The 18,051-nt window shown below is 73.3% G+C and carries 13 protein-coding genes; 9 read left to right on the forward strand and 4 right to left on the reverse strand.

The features are described from left to right. Positions 1-553 precede the first annotated feature (553 nt). The 4 genes from ACIO92_RS07865 to ACIO92_RS07880 all read right to left on the reverse strand — a co-directional run bounded on the left by ACIO92_RS07865 (position 554) and on the right by ACIO92_RS07880 (position 6,049). Positions 554-2,980 (reverse strand): DUF3488 and DUF4129 domain-containing transglutaminase family protein, encoded by a 2,427-nt coding sequence (locus tag ACIO92_RS07865; RefSeq protein WP_402279410.1) that lies wholly within the window; start codon positions 2,978-2,980, stop codon positions 554-556. Next, positions 2,977-4,326 (reverse strand): DUF58 domain-containing protein, encoded by a 1,350-nt coding sequence (locus ACIO92_RS07870; protein ID WP_366441604.1) that lies wholly within the window; start codon positions 4,324-4,326, stop codon positions 2,977-2,979. The genes ACIO92_RS07865 and ACIO92_RS07870 overlap by 4 nt, the downstream gene beginning before the upstream one ends. Further along, positions 4,326-5,342: a MoxR family ATPase gene (locus ACIO92_RS07875; RefSeq protein WP_366441605.1), complete on the reverse strand. Its 1,017-nt coding sequence runs from the start codon at positions 5,340-5,342 to the stop codon at positions 4,326-4,328. Before ACIO92_RS07875 ends, ACIO92_RS07870 begins: the two co-directional genes overlap by 1 nt. 143 nt (positions 5,343-5,485) lie before the next feature. Continuing rightward, positions 5,486-6,049: a beta-class carbonic anhydrase gene (locus tag ACIO92_RS07880; RefSeq protein WP_401235762.1), complete on the reverse strand. Its 564-nt coding sequence runs from the start codon at positions 6,047-6,049 to the stop codon at positions 5,486-5,488. A gap of 315 nt (positions 6,050-6,364) precedes the next feature. Here ACIO92_RS07880 and rsmH point away from each other — a divergent pair, with 315 nt between their 5' ends. From rsmH to murG, 9 genes are read left to right on the forward strand one after another with little or no spacing between them, the layout of a single operon-like run. After that, entirely contained in the window at positions 6,365-7,321 is a 957-nt protein-coding gene (rsmH, locus tag ACIO92_RS07885; RefSeq protein WP_366441607.1) for a 16S rRNA (cytosine(1402)-N(4))-methyltransferase RsmH, read from the forward strand. Beyond that, complete coding sequence (locus ACIO92_RS07890; protein WP_366441608.1) at positions 7,318-7,923, forward strand: hypothetical protein; 606 nt, start codon at positions 7,318-7,320, stop codon at positions 7,921-7,923. The genes rsmH and ACIO92_RS07890 overlap by 4 nt, the downstream gene beginning before the upstream one ends. A 7-nt stretch (positions 7,924-7,930) precedes the next feature. Further along, positions 7,931-9,913 (forward strand): peptidoglycan D,D-transpeptidase FtsI family protein, encoded by a 1,983-nt coding sequence (locus tag ACIO92_RS07895; RefSeq protein WP_401235758.1) that lies wholly within the window; start codon positions 7,931-7,933, stop codon positions 9,911-9,913. A gap of 16 nt (positions 9,914-9,929) precedes the next feature. After that, positions 9,930-11,618, forward strand: coding sequence for a UDP-N-acetylmuramoyl-L-alanyl-D-glutamate--2,6-diaminopimelate ligase (locus tag ACIO92_RS07900; protein ID WP_401235757.1), 1,689 nt, complete (start codon positions 9,930-9,932; stop codon positions 11,616-11,618). Between the two features lie 4 nt (positions 11,619-11,622). After that, positions 11,623-13,047, forward strand: coding sequence for a UDP-N-acetylmuramoyl-tripeptide--D-alanyl-D-alanine ligase (murF, locus tag ACIO92_RS07905; protein ID WP_366441611.1), 1,425 nt, complete (start codon positions 11,623-11,625; stop codon positions 13,045-13,047). Continuing rightward, positions 13,044-14,114, forward strand: a complete 1,071-nt coding sequence (mraY, locus tag ACIO92_RS07910; RefSeq protein WP_366441612.1) for a phospho-N-acetylmuramoyl-pentapeptide-transferase — start codon at positions 13,044-13,046, stop codon at positions 14,112-14,114. Before murF ends, mraY begins: the two co-directional genes overlap by 4 nt. Continuing rightward, positions 14,096-15,535 (forward strand): UDP-N-acetylmuramoyl-L-alanine--D-glutamate ligase, encoded by a 1,440-nt coding sequence (gene murD, locus ACIO92_RS07915; RefSeq protein ID WP_366441613.1) that lies wholly within the window; start codon positions 14,096-14,098, stop codon positions 15,533-15,535. The genes mraY and murD overlap by 19 nt, the downstream gene beginning before the upstream one ends. Before the next feature lie 56 nt (positions 15,536-15,591). Further along, on the forward strand, positions 15,592-16,929 hold the full coding sequence (gene ftsW, locus ACIO92_RS07920; protein WP_402279401.1) for a putative lipid II flippase FtsW: 1,338 nt from the start codon (positions 15,592-15,594) through the stop codon (positions 16,927-16,929). A gap of 6 nt (positions 16,930-16,935) precedes the next feature. Next, positions 16,936-18,030 (forward strand): undecaprenyldiphospho-muramoylpentapeptide beta-N-acetylglucosaminyltransferase, encoded by a 1,095-nt coding sequence (gene murG / locus ACIO92_RS07925; RefSeq protein ID WP_366441615.1) that lies wholly within the window; start codon positions 16,936-16,938, stop codon positions 18,028-18,030. Positions 18,031-18,051: the final 21 nt, after the last annotated feature.

The following is an 18,051-nucleotide window of genomic DNA, read 5'->3' on the forward strand; positions in this document are numbered from 1 at the left end:
GCCCCGTGGACACCGCCCGAGCGCGCCCCACGGGGCTCAGCCGCGCGCCGCGAGCCCCCGCCGAAAGGGACTCGACGGTCCGGTACGGACCCCTCGGCGCTCCGGGACCGGAAGCTCCGGACCTGGAGGCCCGGGACCGGGGCCTTCGGGACCCCAAGGCTCCGGTCCCGAAGGCCCCGACCCCGGTAGCCCGGTAGCCCGGAGGCTCTGGACCCTGGCTCCAGAATCTCGGAGGCCCCAGGCCCCAGGCCCCCCAAGGCCCCGGACCTCAGTGCCCGGAGCCCGCAAGCCCGGAGCCCGGAGGCCTCGATCCCAGGGGCCTGGATGGACCGGAGCCTCGTAACCCCAAGGCCCCGGACGCGAAGGCTCCGGAACTCGGACGTTCCGGCACCGCAGAGCCCCGGACGGGAGGCTCCGTAATCGCACCAAGCCCCCGGCCCGAGGCCCCCCGGAGCCCCGGGCGGACCCGGAGACCTCCCGACGCCAGTGGGCGGGGGCCCGTACCGCGCCCCCGCCCACTTCTCTCCGCACGGACCCTTCCGGGCCGTCCCGCTCAGCCCGTCTCGCGGGGCGGGCGGCGGAAGGACGAGCCCACCCGCCCGGCCGTGGTGTGCCACCGCAGCGACCAGACGTCCTTCACGGACGCCCACCGGGCCGCCGCCGACCAGCGCAGCCGGGCCGCCGAACGGGGCGCGAGCAGCGCGCGGAGCCGCGTACGGCGGTCCGCCGAGGCGTGGAAGCCCGCCCTGACCCGGACGGCCTCCTCCGCGAGACCCGGACGGGCCGCCGGACGGGGCGCGTACAGGACCTCCTCCACGGCACCCGCGATCCGGTGCACGGCCCGCGCCGCCTCCTCGTCCAGTTCGCCCAGCCGGACGATCCGGTCCGCCGTGTTCCTCGGCGTCCTCGACTCGTCGGGCTCGACCCCGTGGTCCCAGGCGGTGTCCACCACCTCCTGCCAGACCGCGAGCGTCCGGGCGGCCGTCCCCTCCGGGCTCCGCGCCCCCGCCGGACCGAGCCGCCGGGCCCGTACCCGGCGGCGCCAGAGCAGCGGCCCGAAGGGCAGGGCGAGCACCACGAGCACCCCCAGGCTCCACGGCAGCACCGTCCACAGATCCGGTCCCGAGCCGCCCGAGGACGCCCCGGCCGCCGTCTCCTCCGGGCCGCAGTCGCCCTGCCTGCGCATCTGCGCCGTGCAGGACTCCGAGGCGCTCGGCCCCGCGGACGGCCGCGCCGAGGCGCTCTGCTGGGGCTGCGCGGGCCCGGTGGCCGTACCGGACGGGGTGTCGGGCCGGGTGTACGAGGGGACCGAGCCCCGCGAGGGCGTCGGCTCGAACCGGGTCCACCCGGCCCCCTCGAAGTACAGCTCGGGCCAGGCGTGCGCGTCACGGATGCCGACCGAGACCGAGCCGTCGCTCTGCGGGGTGCCCGGCATGAAGCCCACGGCCACCCGTGCCGGGATGCCCAGCGTCCGGGCCATCGCCGCCATCGAGAAGGAGAAGTGGACGCAGAAGCCCTCCTTGTCCTTCAGGAAGCGGGAGATCGCCTGCACACCGGTGCCCGACTCGACCTCGACGTCGTAACGGAAGCCGCCGTCCTCGGCGAACCACTCCTGGAGCTTCACGGCCCGCTCGTAGTTGCCCCGGGCACCCCTGGTCACCTCCAGGGCGGTCGTCCGTACGTCCTCCGGCAGCGACGGCGGCACCTGGGTGTACTCGCGGCGCAGCTTCTCGGGGACGGGCGGGGCCGTCGCCAACTGCTCGGCCGTCGGCCGTACGTCCAGGCTGACGACCTGGTAGCGGGTGCCCCGGGTGGTCTGCCGGCCGTCGCCGACGAGGGTCCGCCCGGTCGGCTCGTACCGCCAGCGCCCGTCGACGTCCACCCGGGACGCCGGGTACGGCATCGGCAGCCACTTCTGCTCGTACCCGTCGGAGGCGACGAAGTTGGTGGTCACCTCGGTGGTCGCGACGGCCCGGTCGAGCCCCTGCGGCCGGGGCAGCTGCTTCGGTACGTCCCCGATGGGGCGGACCGAGGACTTCCAGGAGGTGCCGTCGAACTGGTCGAGGGCCACCAGCCGCAGATACAGGCCGGAGGCGTCGAGGGCGTTGGTCCGGTAGCGCAGGACCTCCCGGTCCTCCGGCTGGCGCAGGTTGTTCTGGAGGGAGACCAGCGGGTTCACGGCCGAGATCGTGCCGCCCCCGCCGCCGCCCTCGCCCCCCTCGCCGCCGCCCTCGCCGAACAGACCGCCGCTGAAGCCGGGCAGCGCCAGCGGCACGACCAGCGCCACGCCCATGGCCACCACGCCGATCCGGCGGCCGGTGCGGGCCGGGGACGCGGTCGTACCACCGGCCGTCACGGCGGACCCGGAGCGCGCCGGGCGCGGCGCACCGCCGAAGACCCGCCCCCACGCGGCGAGCCGGTCGCGGCTCTCGGCGAGGAGCAGCACCAGATAGCCGGAGGCCGCGAGGAGGAACCAGAGCGGGCCCGCGCCGCCGCCGGAGAGCCCGGCGGCGACCGAGTACAGGGCGAGCAGCGGCAGACCGGCCGGGGCGGCCCGGCGGAAGGTGACGGCGAGGGCGTCCACCAGGAGGCCGATCACGACGACCCCGCAGACCAGCATCAGCCGGATGCCCTCGGTGTCCGGGGCGGGCACCGCGTAGTGCCCCACGTCCGAGGCGCCCGACCGGAACAGCTCGGCGGCGTGCGCGAGGGCCTCCGGGCCGGGCAGGAACAGCAGCACCGCCCGCTCCCCGGCGAAGAGCGCGGTCAGCGCGAGCAGGGCCACGGCCAGCTGGGCGAGCAGGGTCAGCGGCCGGGCCAGCGGTATCCGCCGGGCCACCGCGCCCGCCCCGCTCACCAGGGCGAGGACGAAGGCCGCGGTGAAGATCCAGGTCGCCGGTCGGACCAGCGGCAGCAGGGCCCCCGAGCCCATCAGGGTGGCGGCCCAGGCGGCCAGGGTCAGCCGGGTGCGCCCGCTCATGCCCATCCTCCGTAGGTGTCGGCGGCGGACTCGGCGCGCACTCCGGCGGCCGTCCGCCACAGCTCGGGGAGCCCTGCCCCGGGCGCTACGGCGAGCGCCGTCCAGCCCGCTTCCCGGAGCAGCCGCAGCCGCTCCTCGACGGCCCCGGTGACGGCGCCGCCGGTCAGCCAGGACCCGGAGTCCAGGACGAACGCGACGGCCGCGCCGGTCCGGCCCCGCATCCGCGCGACGAGCGCGGCCTGCTCCTCGTCGAGGTCACCGAGGAAGGCGAGCAGCAGGCCCTCGCCGCCGCCGCGCAGCGCGTCGGAGGCACGGGACAGACCGGCGCCCTCGGAGTGGTCGACGACCGCGAGGGTGTCCATCAGGAGCCCGGCCGACTCGGCCGCGTCCTGGGCCGCGGCGAAGCCCTCGGACCCCTCGCCGGGCACGCAGCTGCCGGTGTCGGTGACCAGCCGGACGGCGTAGCCGCGCTCCAGCATGTGCACCAGCGAGGACGCGGCCCCGGAGACCGCCCACTCGAAGGCAGAGTCGGGCCCCGAGCCCTGGTACGCGATCCCCCGGGTGTCGAGGAGGACCGTGCAGCGGGCCCGCTGCGGCTGCTCCTCGCGCCGGACCATCAGCTCGCCGTAGCGGGCGGTGGAGCGCCAGTGCACCCGGCGCAGGTCGTCCCCGTGGCGGTAGGCGCGCGGGATGATGTCGTCGTCGCCCGAGAGGGCGAGGGCGCGCTGCTGCCCGTCGCCGTGGCCCGAGGCCTCCCCGGTGAGCTTCACCGGCGGCAGGGGTTCGGTCCTGGGTACCACCGTGAGGGTGTCGTGCGCGTGGAAGGACCGGGTCAGCTCGCACATCCCGAAGGGGTCGCCCAGCCGCAGCTGGAGCGGCCCGAGCGGGAAGCGGCCGCGCAGGTCCGAGCGGACCCGGTAGGACACCTCGCGCCGCCCGCCCGCCTCGACCCGGTCCAGGACGAAGCGGGGCCGGGGCCCGAGCGTGTACGGCACGTGGTCCTGGAGCATCAGGAGCCCGGTGGGCAGCTTGGACACGTTCTCCATCCGCAGCTGCACCCGGGCCTCGGTGGCCGCCTCCACCCGCTGCGGGGTGAGCCTGCGGGAGGTGGCGACCCGATAGCGGGTGCGGTGCAGCACGAGGACGCAGAGCAGCGGCAGCGCGGCGAGCAGCAGTCCGACGCGGAGCAGATCGGCCTGACCGAGGACGTACGCGCAGACGGCGGCGGCCACCCCGGCGGCGAGGAAGGAACGGCCGCGGGTGGTGAGACCGCCGAGGGCGGCCCGCAGACCGCCCCGGTCGTCCTCCTCGCCCCGCTGCCCGTCCGGTGCGGCGGCGGCTCCCATCACAGCCGCCGGGCGCCGGGCCGCTGGCCGTGGAGCGGTCCGGCGGGCGGGGCCGCGGCCGGGACGGGGGTGCGCTGGAGGACGTCCTGGACGACCTGCTCGGCGGTGCGCCGGTTGAGCTGGGCCTGCGCCGTCGGCAGCAGCCGGTGGGCGAGGACGGGCGCGGCGAGCGCCTGGAGGTCGTCGGGCAGCACGTACTCCCGGCCGCTGAGCGCGGCCGAGGCCTTGGCGGCCCGCAGCAGATGGAGGGTGGCCCGGGGGGAGGCGCCGAGCCGCAGGTCGGGGTGGGTGCGGGTGGCGGCGACGAGCTCCACCGCGTACCGGCGCACGGCGTCGGCGACGTGCACCGCGCGCACCGCCTCGACCAGCTTCAGGACGTCGTGGGCGTGGGCCACCGGCTGGAGGTCGTCCAGCGGGGACGCCGAGCCGTGCACGTCGAGCATCCGCAGCTCGGCCTCGGCGCTGGGGTAGCCCATGGAGACCCGGGCCATGAAGCGGTCGCGCTGGGCCTCGGGCAGCGGGTAGGTGCCCTCCATCTCGACCGGGTTCTGCGTGGCGACCACCATGAACGGGCTGGGCAGCTCGTAGGTCTGGCCGTCGACGGTGACCTGGCGCTCCTCCATGGACTCCAGGAGCGCCGACTGGGTCTTCGGCGAGGCGCGGTTGATCTCGTCGCCGATCACGATCTGCGCGAAGATCGCGCCCGGCTTGAACTCGAAGTCCCGCTGCTGCTGGTCGAAGATCGACACGCCGGTGACGTCGGACGGCAGCAGGTCGGGGGTGAACTGGATGCGGCGCACGGAACAGTCGATGGACCGGGCCAGGGTCTTGGCGAGCATGGTCTTGCCGACGCCGGGGACATCCTCGATGAGGAGGTGCCCCTCGGCGAGCAGCACGGTCAGCGAAAGCCGTACGACCTCGGGCTTGCCCTCGATCACGCTCTCCACCGACCTGCGGACACGCTCGACGGTGGTGGTCAGATCAGTGAGGCTCGCTCGATCGTCATAGGTCGTCACCCCGGCCCTCCTCGGCCTTCCGGAACAGGGACACCTGCCCCCGTGGAATCGTCGGGGGGTGTCCACGGGCATTCTTGTTCGCGGGGCCGGGCCGTGTCACTCGGGGATGGACAAGTGCGGCCGATATGCCGGGGTCTGGTGGGTTACGCCGGGTCGGTCTCCGTCTCGTCCGACGGGTCGATCTCCCGCAGGAGGCCCGTCGTCACGTCGAAGACGAAGCCCCGGACGTCGTCGGAGTGCAGCAGGAAGGGGGAGGTCCGCACCCGCTGCATCGACTGCCGCACGTCCTGGTCCACATCGCGGAAGGCCTCGACCGCCCACGCCGGACGCTGCCCGACCTCGTCCTCCAGCTCGTGCCGGAAGTCCTCGGTCAGCGACTCCAGACCACAGTTCGTGTGGTGCACGAGCATCACGCTGCGGGTGCCCAGGGCGCGCTGGCTGATGGTGAGCGAACGGATGACGTCGTCCGTGACGACCCCGCCCGCGTTGCGGATCGTGTGGCAGTCGCCCAGCTGGAGGCCGAGGGCCGCGTGCAGGTCGAGACGGGCGTCCATGCAGGCGACGACGGCGACGCGCTGCACCGGCCGCGCGTCCATTCCGGGGTCGGTGAAGCCGGAGGCGTACTCGGCGTTGGCCTCGACGAGACGATCGGTGACCGTGCCGCCGTTGCGTATGGCGTCGGCAGAGGGGTGCGTGGAGGTCGACATGGTTCCGACGTTAACGGCCAGAACCCCTCCGGGCCCGCTGTGAGAGCGGACAAAGAACCGCATCGAGCCTTGTTGTGAGCTAACCCACAGGAGCCGGCGGCGCGGCCCCGAACGAGTGACCCACCCGGAACGTCCACCGCCGGGCGACGCGCCAGCGGGTTGATTGACCGGCGCGTGCCGTGGACTAAAGTGACGCGGAGTTCCTGGAGACAACGAGCGATTTTCCGCGGTTTCTCCCCCGTGTGTGCGGCGGTACCTACGGCTCGGCCTCCTCCCGCTCGCCGGTGACCTCCGCGCCCGATCTGAGAGGGCGCATTGAGCAACGACCGACACGTCCCGGTCATGCTCCAGCGGTGCCTGGACATGTTGGCCCCCGCCCTCGAGCGACCCGGCGCGGTCGTCGTCGACTGCACCCTGGGCCTGGGCGGCCACAGCGAGGCACTCCTGAAGCGGTTCCCCGAGGCGCGGCTCGTCGCCCTCGACCGGGACAAGGAGGCCCTGCGGCTCTCCGGCGAGCGGCTCGCCCCGTACGGAGAACGCGCCACGCTCGTGCACGCCGTCTACGACGAACTGCCCGAGGTCCTCGACCGGCTCGGCATCCCCGCCGCCGACGGCGTCCTCTTCGACCTCGGCGTCTCCTCGATGCAGCTGGACGAGGCCGACCGGGGCTTCGCCTACGCCCAGGACGCCCCGCTCGACATGCGCATGGACCAGACGACCGGCATCAGCGCGGCCGAGGTCCTCAACACCTACCCGCCGGGCGAGCTGGTCCGCATCCTGCGCGCCTACGGCGAGGAGAAGCAGGCCAAGCGGATCGTCTCCGCGGTCGTCCGCGAACGCGAGAAGGAGCCGTTCGACCACAGCGCCCGGCTCGTCGAGCTGATCCGCGACGCGCTCCCGCAGGCCGCCAAGCGCACCGGCGGAAACCCGGCCAAGCGCACCTTCCAGGCCCTGCGCATCGAGGTCAACGGCGAGCTGTCCGTCCTGGAGCGGGCCGTCCCGGCCGCCGTGAAGGCCCTCGCCGTCGGCGGCCGGATCGCCGTCCTCTCGTACCACTCCCTGGAGGACCGGCTGGTCAAGCAGGTGTTCGCGGCGGGCGCCGCCAACACCGCCCCGCCCGGCCTGCCGGTCGTCCCCGAGAAGTACCAGCCCCGGCTGAAGCTGCTCACCCGGGGCGCCGAACTGCCCACCGAGGAGGAGGTCGCCGAGAACCGGCGCGCCGCCCCGGCCCGGCTCCGGGGCGTCGAGCGCATCCGGGAGGACGTCCGGTGAGCACGGCGAAGGGGCCCCACAAAGGGCGGGCCGCCCGGCTCGGACGGCTGATGCCGTCCGGGCCCAGCTCGGCGGCCCGCACCCCCTTCGTCCTGCTCGTCGTGGTGCTCCTCGGCGGCGGCCTGATCAGCCTGCTCGTCCTGAACTCGGCCCTCAACCAGGGCTCCTTCCGGCTGAACGAGCTCAAGAACAGGACCACCGAGCTGACCGACGAGGAGCAGGCGCTCCAGCGGGACGTCGACGACTACGCGGCCCCCGACGCCCTGGAACGCCGGGCCCGCGAGCTGGGCATGGTGCCCGGCGGCAGCCCCGCCTTCCTCGGCCCGGACGGCAAGGTGCTCGGCGAACCGTCCGAGGCGCTCGCCCCGAAGCCCAGCACCACACCCACCCCGGCCCCCACGCCGACCCCCACGGCCCCGTCGGCCCCCGTGCGGACCACGGCCCCCGCGGCCCCGCCGCCCGCCGCCACCGGCTCGGGCACCGGCTCGTCCACCGGCTCGGGCACCGCGAAGCCGCCCACCTCACCCGGCACCACCGGCACGGACACCGGCACCACCGCACCGAAGACGACCGCGCCCGACCCCACGACCTCCGGCAGGTGACCGAGCAGTGCCCCCCAAGGAGCCCCCGCGCCGCCGCGTCCCCGGCCCCGCCCGGCCCGCGCGCCCCCGGCCCGCCTCCGCCGGAGCCCGCCCGTCCCGCCCCGCGCCCCGCCCGGCCGCGCAGCGGACCCCGCCGCGCCCCCCGGCCCGCAGGCCCCGCACCATCCGGCTCGGCAGCCCCCGGCCCCGCCTTCGGCTGATCTCCCTCGGTCTGACGCTCGTCATGCTGGTCTTCGTGGTGCGGCTGCTCCAGGTCCAGGCCGTCGACGCCAGCGCGTACGCGGCCAAGGCCGACAAGTACCGCTTCCAGGAGTACACGCTCTCCGCCGAGCGGGGCGAGATCACCGACCGCAACGGCATCGCGCTCGCCGCCAGCGTCGACGCGTACGACATCACCGCCGACCCCAAGCTCTTCACGCCCGAGGAGTCCAAGGTCACCGACGCCCCCGAGCAGGCCGCCGCCCTCCTCGCCCCCCTCCTCGGCAAGGAGCCCGCCGAACTGGCGAAGAAGCTCCGCACCCCCAAGTCCCGCTACACCCTGCTGGCCCGCAAGCAGACCCCGCAGGTCTGGAACCAGATCAGGGACCTCAAGCGGGTCTACGGCCAGAAGGCCCAGCGCTCCGCGGGCGGCAACGGCGTCAACCTCCTCGGCGGCGTCCTCAGCGAGCCCAGCACCAAGCGCGTCTACCCCAACGGGGAGCTCGCCGCCGGGATACTGGGATACGTCAACGCCGAGGGCAAGGGCGCGGGCGGCGTCGAGTCCATGCTCGACCCCGAGCTCGCGGGCAAGGACGGCAAGATCCGCTTCACCCAGTCCGGCGGCCGTCAGGTGCCCACCGCGGGCTCCCAGGGCACCCCCGCCGTCCCCGGCTCCGACATCGAGCTGACCATCGACCGGGACATCCAGTGGGCCGCCCAGCAGGCCATCACCGACCAGGTCCGCAAGTCCAAGGCCGACCGGGGCTACGTCGTCGTCCAGGACACCAGGACCGGCGAGGTCCTCGCCATGGCCAACGCCCCCGGCTTCGACCCCAACGACCTCTCCGCCGCCAACGCCGCCTCCATGGGCAACGCGGCCCTCCAGGACGCCTACGAGCCCGGCTCCACCAGCAAGGTCATGTCCATGGCCGCCGTCCTGGAGGAGGGCAAGGCCGCCCCCGACACCCATGTCACCGTCCCCAACCGGCTCCACCGGGGCGACCGGCTCTTCAAGGACGACATCGACCACCCGACCTGGTACCTGACCCTCAACGGCGTCCTCGCCAAGTCCAGCAACATCGGCACCATCCTCGCCACCGGCCAGCTCGGTGCCACCCAGCCCGAGTCCAACCGGGTCCTCCACGCCTACCTGCGCAAGTTCGGCATGGGCAGCCCCACCGGCCTGAACTACCCGGGCGAGACCGCGGGCATCCTCGCCGAGCCCCAGGACTGGTCCACCTCCCAGCAGTACACGATCCCCTTCGGCCAGGGCCTCTCCCTCAACGCCATGCAGGCCGCCTCCGTCTACTCGACCATCGCCAACGGAGGCGTACGCGTCGAACCGACCCTCGTCCGGGGCAGCAAAGGCCCCGACGGACGGTTCGCCCCCGGCCCCAAGCCCAAGGAATCACGGGTCGTCAGCGAGAAGACCGCCCGCACCCTCGCCACCATGCTGGAGTCCGTCGTCGGCAACGAGGAGGGCACCGGCACCAAGGCCGCCATCCCCGGCTACCGCGTCGCGGGCAAGACCGGCACCGCCAACCGCGTCGACCCCGAACTCGGCCGCTACAAGGGCTACACCGCCTCCTTCGCGGGCTTCGCCCCCGCCGACGAGCCGCGGATCACCGTCTACTGCGCCATCCAGAACCCCACCAAGGGCAGCTACTTCGGCGGCCAGATCTGCGGACCCATCTACAAGAAGGTCATGGAGTTCGCCCTCAAGACCCTCCACATCGCCCCCACGGGCGTCACACCGGCCCGACTGCCGGTCACCTTCGACCCCACCCCGTGACACTCCGGGAGCACCAGTGACAACGATCACCCCCCGATCCGGGAACCGGAAATCGAACTCCGGCGAGGCCCCGGGCTCTTTTGGCCCCCCACACGGTGCGCCCGGTACGCTCACCGCCGTGCCACACGCTGATCAGTACCGAACCGCCCCGCCCCGGCCGGAGCAGGCCCGCCCGACACCCCTGGGCGACCTGGCCGCACAGCTGGGGGCCGACACCCCCGGGACCGCCGTGATCTCCGGCATCACCCACGACTCCCGGGCCGTGCGCCCCGGCGACCTCTACGCGGCCCTGCCCGGCGCCCGCGTCCACGGCGCCGACTTCGCCGCCCAGGCCGCCGGGCTCGGCGCCGCCGCCGTCCTCACCGACCCGACGGGCGCCGACCGCGCCGCCGCGACCGGCCTGCCGGTCCTCGTCGTCGAGGACCCGCGCGGCCGGATGGGGGAACTCGCCGCCCGCATCTACGGACGGCCCGGTGACGACCTCCTCCAGATCGGCATCACCGGCACCTCCGGCAAGACCACCACCGCCTACCTCGTCGAGGGCGGACTGCGCGGTACCGGACACCGCACCGGACTCGTCGGCACCGTCGAGATGCGGATCGGCGACGAGCGCATCAAGTCCGAGCGCACCACCCCCGAGGCCACCGACCTCCAGGCACTCTTCGCCGTCATGCGCGAGCGGGGCGTCGACGCCGTCACCATGGAGGTCTCCAGCCACGCCCTGGTGCTCGGCCGGGTCGACGGCTGCGTCTTCGACGTCGCCGTCTTCAACAACCTCAGCCCGGAGCACATGGAGTTCCACTCCGGCATGGAGGACTACTACCGGGCCAAGGCCTCGCTCTTCACCCCGGAGCGCAGCCGCCTGGGCGTGATCAACCTCGACGACGCGTACGGCCGCAGGCTCGCCGGGGAGGCGACCGTCCCGGTCGTCACCTTCTCCGCCGAGGGCCGCGCCGAGGCCGACTGGCGCGCCGAGGACCTCGTCCTGGGCTCCCACGACTCGACGTTCACCGCCGTCGGCCCCCGGGGCGAGCGGATTCCCGCCACCGCCCCGCTGCCCGGCCCGTTCAACGTCGCCAACACCCTCGCCGCCCTCGCCACCCTCGCCGCCGCGGGCGCCGACCCCCGGGCCGCCGCCGCGGGCGTCGCCGCCGTCCCCGGCGTACCGGGCAGGCTGGAGCGCGTCGACGCGGGCCAGCCGTACCTCGCCGTTGTCGACTACGCCCACAAGACGGACGCCGTCGAGTCGGTCCTGCGCTCCCTGCGCGAGGTCACCGAGGGCCGTCTGCACGTGGTCATCGGCTGCGGCGGCGACCGGGACACCACCAAACGCGGCCCGATGGGCGCCGCCGCCGCCCGGCTCGCCGACACCGCCGTCCTCACCTCCGACAACCCCCGCTCCGAGGACCCGCTCGTGATCCTCACCGCCATGCTCGCGGGCGCCGCCGAGGTGCCCGCGGAGGAACGCGGCGAGGTGCTCGTCCTCGCCGACCGCGCCGCGGCCGTCGCCGCGGCCGTCGCCCGCGCCGAGGCCGGCGACACCGTCCTCGTCGCGGGCAAGGGCCACGAGCAGGGCCAGGAGGCCGCCGGAGCGGTACGCCCCTTCGACGACCGTCAGGTCCTGCGCGCGGCCATCGCCGACCGCTTGCACACCCAGGCCGCCGCGCCGAGCGGAACAGACAGCCACCAGAACAGTCAGGGATGAAGCAGTGATCGCCCTCTCCCTCGCCGAGATCGCCGAAATCGTCGGCGGACAGGCGCACGACATACCGGATCCGGCCGCCCGGATCACCGGGCCCGTCGTCATCGACTCCCGAGAAGTGCTCACCGGCAGCCTCTTCGCGGCCTTCGCCGGTGAGCACGTCGACGGCCACGACTACGCGGAACGCGCCGTCGCCGCCGGTGCGGTCGCCGTACTGGCCGCCCGGCCCGTCGGCGTACCCGCCCTCGTCGTCGACGACGTCCAGACCGCGCTGGGGGCCCTCGCCCGCGAGGTCGTCGCCCGGCTCGGCACCGATGTCGTCGCCCTCACCGGCTCGGCGGGCAAGACCTCCACCAAGGACCTGATCGCCCAGGTCCTCGACCGGCACGCCCCCACGGTGTGGACGCCCGGTTCGCTCAACAACGAGATCGGACTGCCGCTCACCGCGCTCCGCGCGGGCGACGAGACCCGGCACCTGGTCCTGGAGATGGGCGCCCGGGGCATCGGCCACATCCGCTACCTCACCGGCCTCACCCCGCCCCGCATCGGCCTCGTCCTCAACGTGGGCACCGCCCACATCGGAGAGTTCGGCGGCCGGGAGCAGATCGCCCGGGCCAAGGGCGAACTGGTCGAGGCGCTGCCGTCGGCCGAGGAGGGCGGTGTCGCCGTCCTCAACGCCGACGACCCGCTCGTCCGCGCCATGGCGAGCCGCACCAAGGCCCGCGTGACCCTGTTCGGCGAAGCGGACGAAGCGGCCGTACGGGCCGAGAACGTCCGCCTCACGGAGACCGGGCAGCCCTCTTTCCGTCTTCACACACCCACCGGGTGCAGCGACGTGACCTTGCGCCTGTACGGTGAGCACCACGTGTCGAACGCGCTCGCAGCGGCCGCCGTCGCGCACGAGCTGGGAATGCCCGTCGAAGAGATCGCCACCGCGCTCTCCGGGGCGGGCACCCTGTCGCGCTGGCGCATGGAGGTCACCGAGCGTCCGGACGGCGTGACGATCGTCAACGACGCCTACAACGCGAACCCCGAGTCCATGCGAGCCGCCCTGCGCGCGCTCGCGTCCATGGGCAGGGCCGCACAGGCCCGAGGGGCTCGTACGTGGGCGGTGCTCGGCAAGATGGCCGAGCTCGGTGACGCATCGCTCGTCGAGCACGACGCGGTCGGACGGCTGGCCGTCCGGCTCAACGTCAGCAAGCTCGTCGCGGTCGGGGACAGGGAAGCGTCCTGGCTGCAACTGGGCGCATATAACGAGGGTTCGTGGGGTGAGGAGTCGGTGCACGTGTCCGACGCGCAGGCGGCGGTCGACCTGTTGCGCAGTGAGCTGCGACCGGGGGACGTCGTCCTTGTGAAGGCTTCCAGGTCGGTCGGTCTCGAACAGGTCGCCCTGGCTCTCCTCGACACCGAGGGCGAGGTCACCGGCCGATGAGGCAGATCCTCTTCGCGGGGGCCATCGGGCTCTTCCTGACACTGATCGGTACCCCGCTGCTGATCAAGCTGCTCGCCCGCAAGGGATACGGGCAGTTCATCCGCGACGACGGCCCCCGGGGCCACGCGGGGAAGAAGGGCACGCCCACCATGGGCGGCATCTCCTTCATCCTGGCGACGATCATCGCGTACGCCCTGGCCAAGGTCATCACCGGCGAGCCCGTCTCGTACTCGGGCCTGCTGGTGCTCTTCCTGATGACCGGCATGGGCCTGGTCGGCTTCCTCGACGACTACATCAAGATCGTCAAGCAGCGTTCGCTGGGCCTGCGGGCCAAGGCGAAGATGACCGGACAGCTGATCGTGGGCATCGCCTTCGCGGTGCTCGCGCTCCAGTTCTCCGACTCGCGCGGCCTCGCCCCGGCCTCCACGAAGCTCTCCTTCATCACCGACTTCGGCTGGTCCATCGGACCGGTGCTGTTCGTGGTCTGGGCGCTCTTCATGATCCTGGCCATGTCCAACGGCGTGAACCTGACGGACGGTCTGGACGGCCTGGCCACCGGTGCCTCCGTGATGGTCTTCGGCGCCTACACGTTCATCGGGCTGTGGCAGTTCCAGGAGTCCTGCGCCAACGCGCTGACCCTCACCAACCCGAGCGCCTGCTTCGAGGTCCGCGACCCGCTCGACCTCGCGGTGGTGGCCTCCGCCCTGATGGGCGCCTGCTTCGGCTTCCTCTGGTGGAACACCTCGCCCGCCAAGATCTTCATGGGTGACACCGGCTCCCTCGCCCTCGGCGGCGCGCTCGCCGGTCTCGCCATCTGCTCCCGTACGGAGCTGCTCCTCGCGCTGCTCGGCGGCCTGTTCGTGCTGATCACCATGTCCGTGGTCATCCAGGTCGGCTCGTTCAAGATGACCGGCAAGCGCGTCTTCCGGATGGCCCCGCTCCAGCACCACTTCGAACTCAAGGGGTGGTCGGAGGTCCTGGTCGTCGTCCGGTTCTGGATCATCCAGGGCATGTGCGTGATCGTGGGCCTGGGCCTCTTCTACGCGGGATGGGCAGCGGACAAGTGACAGAACAGCTCGACTGGACCGGCAAGAGGGTCACCGTCGCGGGCCTCGGCGTCTCCGGCATCCCCGCCGCCCGCGTCCTGGCCGCCCGCGGCGCGCACGTGACCGTCGTCAACGACGGCGACGACGAGCGCTCCCGGACCCAGGCGGCGGACCTGGAGGCGGCGGGCATCACCGTCCGCCTCGGCGACGGGGCCACCCTGCCGTCCGGCACCGAGCTGATCGTCACCACCCCGGGCTGGCGGCCCGACAAGCCGCTCTTCACGGCCGCCGCCGAGGCGGGCGTGGAGGTCTGGGGCGACGTCGAGCTGGCCTGGCGGCTGCGGGGCCCGGACGCGGCCCCCTGGCTCGCGGTCACCGGCACCAACGGCAAGACCACCACCGTGCGGATGCTCGCCGCCATCCTGGAGGCGGCCGGTCTGCGGACCGCCGCCGTCGGCAACATCGGCGTCTCGCTCCTCGACGCCGTCCTCGGCGAGGAACCGTACGACGTCCTCGCCGTGGAGCTCTCCAGCTACCAGCTCCACTGGGCCCCTTCGGTCCGGGTCCACTCGGCCGCCGTGCTCAACCTGGCGCCCGACCACCTCGACTGGCACGGCTCCATGGAGGCGTACGCCGCCGACAAGGGCCGGATCTACGAGGGCAACCAGGTCGCCTGCGTCTACAACAGGGCCGACCCGGTGACCGAGGACCTGGTCCGCGAGGCCGACGTCGAGGAGGGCTGCCGGGCGATCGGCTTCACCCTCGGTACCCCCGGCCCGTCCGAACTCGGTGTCGTCGAGGGACTCCTCGTCGACCGCGCCTTCGTCGACAACCGGCGGGAGAACGCCCAGGAGCTCGCCGAGGTCGCCGACGTCCAGCCGCCGGCCCCGCACAACATCGCCAACGCGCTCGCCGCCGCGGCCCTCGCCCGCGCCTTCGGCGTGGACGCCAAGGCCGTACGGGACGGGCTGAAGGCCTTCCGGCCCGACCCGCACCGCATCGAACTGGTCGAGGAGATCGGGGCGGTCGCGTACGTCGACGACTCCAAGGCCACCAACACCCACGCCGCCGAAGCCTCGTTGGCCGCCTACGACCCGATCGTCTGGATCGCCGGCGGCCTCGCCAAGGGCGCGACCTTCGACGAACTCGTCCAGAAGTCGGCGAAGCACCTGCGCGGGGCCGTCCTGATCGGCGCCGACCGGGCCCTGATCCGCGAAGCCCTGGCGCGACACGCCCCGGAAGTCCCGGTGGTGGACCTCGACCGGACCGACACTGGGGCGATGTCCGAGGCGGTCCGCGAAGCGGCCCGGCTCGCCCGCCCGGGGGACACGGTCCTCCTCGCCCCGGCCTGCGCCTCGATGGACATGTTCACCGATTACAACAAGCGGGGCGAGGCCTTCGCGGACGCCGTCCGCGCCCTCGCCGCCACCGGGGACGCCTGACCCGCCCGACGGGGAGGGTCCGGCCGTACCGGGCACGACCGGAGGGGGCAGCGACCATGCCGAGCAAGATCGTCGGGACTCGCAGGCCCTCCGCCGCACGCGGCGGAGGGCGGGCCCCCGCACCGCCGGGGCGGTCCCGCAGCGGCCTGAGGGGCCTCCACGAGCGGGCCAGGAAGGCCTGGGACCGGCCCCTCACGGCCTATTACGTGATCATCGGCGCGGGGATGCTCATCACCACGCTCGGCCTGGTGATGGTCTACTCCGCCTCGATGATCACGGCGCTCACCTACGACCTGGTGCCCTCCTACTTCTTCCGCAAACAGTTCTTCGCCGCCCTGCTCGGCACCGGACTCCTCCTGCTCGCCTCCCGGATGCCGGTCAAGCTGCACCGGGCCCTCGCCTACCCGATCCTGGTCGGCGCGGTCTTCCTCATGGTGCTCGTACAGATCCCCGGGATAGGGCACGCGGTCAACGGCAACCAGAACTGGATCTCCCTCGGCGGCCCCTTCCAGCTCCAGCCCAGCGAGTTCGGCAAACTGGCGCTGATCCTCTGGGGCGCCGACCTGCTCGCCCGCAAGCACGACATGAGACTGCTCACACAGTGGAAGCACATGCTGGTGCCCCTGGTCCCCGGCACCTTCATGCTGCTCGGCCTCATCATGCTCGGCGGCGACATGGGCACCTCGATCATCCTCGCCGCGATCCTCTTCGGCCTGCTGTGGACCGCGGGCGCGCCCACCCGGCTCTTCGCCGGGGTGCTCGCCGTGGCCGGTGCGATCGGCTTCCTGCTGATCAAGACGAGCGACAACCGGATGAAGCGCTTCGACTGCATCGGCGCGACCGATCCCGGCGGCGAGGGAGCCCCCTGCCTCCAGGCCGCGCACGGAATCTACGCGCTGGCCTCCGGCGGCTGGTTCGGTTCCGGACTCGGCGCGAGCGTCGAGAAATGGGGTCAACTGCCCGAAGCGCACACCGACTTCATCTTCGCGGTCACCGGTGAGGAACTGGGGCTCGCGGGGACGCTGTCGGTACTCGCCCTGTTCGCGGCCCTAGGCTATGCGGGTATCCGCGTGGCCGGAGGCACGGAGGACCCCTTCGTGAGGTTCGCCGCGGGAGGTGTGACCACCTGGATCACGGCGCAGGCCGTGATCAACATCGGTGCGGTGCTCGGTCTGCTGCCGATCGCCGGTGTCCCGCTCCCGTTGTTCTCCTACGGTGGGTCGGCCCTGCTGCCGACCATGTTCGCCGTCGGGCTCCTCATCGCCTTCGCGCGACAGGAACCCGCCGCGAAAGCGGCCCTGGCCATGCGCCGCCCCGGCTGGGGCAAGCGGGCCGGGGTGAGATGGAAGTCGATGCGACGGCGCGTCAAGAAGCGCCCGTCCGGAGAGCGGTGAATTTCGGTGCATGTCGTACTCGCCGGCGGGGGGACCGCCGGCCACATCGAGCCCGCGCTGGCCCTCGCGGACGCCCTGCGCAGGCAGGACCCCACCGTGGGGATCACGGCGCTGGGCACGGAGAAGGGTCTGGAGACCCGGCTGGTGCCCGAGCGGGGCTACGAGCTGGCGCTCATCCCGGCCGTACCGCTGCCCCGCAGGCCCACCCCCGAACTGATCACCGTCCCCGGGCGGCTGCGCGGCACGATCAAGGCCGCCGAGCAGGTCCTGGAGCGCACCGGGGCGGACTGCGTGGTGGGCTTCGGCGGTTACGTGGCCCTGCCCGGCTATCTCGCGGCCAAGCGCCTCGGGGTGCCGATCGTGGTCCACGAGGCCAACGCCAGGCCCGGACTCGCCAACAAGATCGGTTCGCGGTACGCGGCCGGGGTCGCCGTCGCCACCCCGGACAGCAAGCTCCGCAACTCCCGCTACATCGGCATCCCGCTGCGGTACACCATCGCCACCCTGGACCGGGCCCGGGTGCGGCCCGAGGCGCGCGCCGCCTTCGGGCTGGACCCGAACCTGCCGACGCTGCTGGTCTCGGGCGGCTCCCAGGGCGCCCGGCGGCTCAACGAGGTGGTCCAGCAGGTCGCTCCGGTGCTCCAGCGCTCGGGCATCCAGATCCTGCACGCGGTCGGCCCGAAGAACGAAATGCCGCGCGTCGACAACATGCCCGGTATGCCGCCGTACGTGCCGGTACCGTACGTGGACCGGATGGATCTCGCGTACGCCGCCGCCGACATGATGCTCTGCCGCGCGGGCGCGATGACCGTCGCCGAGCTCTCCGCCGTCGGGCTGCCCGCCGCGTACGTCCCCCTGCCGATCGGCAACGGCGAACAGCGGCTCAACGCCCAGCCGGTGGTGAAGGCGGGCGGCGGACTCCTCGTCGACGACGCGGAGCTGACGCCGCAGTGGGTGCAGGGCAACGTCCTGCCCGTACTGGCCGATCCGCACCGGTTGTACGAGATGTCCCGTGCCGCCGCCGAGTTCGGCCGCCGGGACGCCGACGACCTGCTCGTCGGCATGGTGTACGAGGCGATCGCCGCCCGCCGTCAGGCGTAGCGCGGCGGCTGAGGGCAGGAG

The organism is Streptomyces sp. NPDC087215 (genome assembly GCF_044744885.1).
Lineage (GTDB): Bacteria > Actinomycetota > Actinomycetes > Streptomycetales > Streptomycetaceae > Streptomyces.

What these genes read in the sequence shown, in the direction of transcription:
- ACIO92_RS07865 (WP_402279410.1), bottom strand. Translation starts at nt 2,980, where the DNA reads ATGAGCGGGCGCACCCGGCTGACCCTGGCCGCCTGGGCCGCCACCCTG.
- ftsW (WP_402279401.1), top strand. Translation starts at nt 15,592, where the DNA reads ATGCCGAGCAAGATCGTCGGGACTCGCAGGCCCTCCGCCGCACGCGGC.
- ACIO92_RS07870 (WP_366441604.1), bottom strand. Translation starts at nt 4,326, where the DNA reads ATGGGAGCCGCCGCCGCACCGGACGGGCAGCGGGGCGAGGAGGACGAC.
- mraY (WP_366441612.1), top strand. Translation starts at nt 13,044, where the DNA reads ATGAGGCAGATCCTCTTCGCGGGGGCCATCGGGCTCTTCCTGACACTG.
- ACIO92_RS07880 (WP_401235762.1), bottom strand. Translation starts at nt 6,049, where the DNA reads ATGTCGACCTCCACGCACCCCTCTGCCGACGCCATACGCAACGGCGGC.
- murD (WP_366441613.1), top strand. Translation starts at nt 14,096, where the DNA reads ATGGGCAGCGGACAAGTGACAGAACAGCTCGACTGGACCGGCAAGAGG.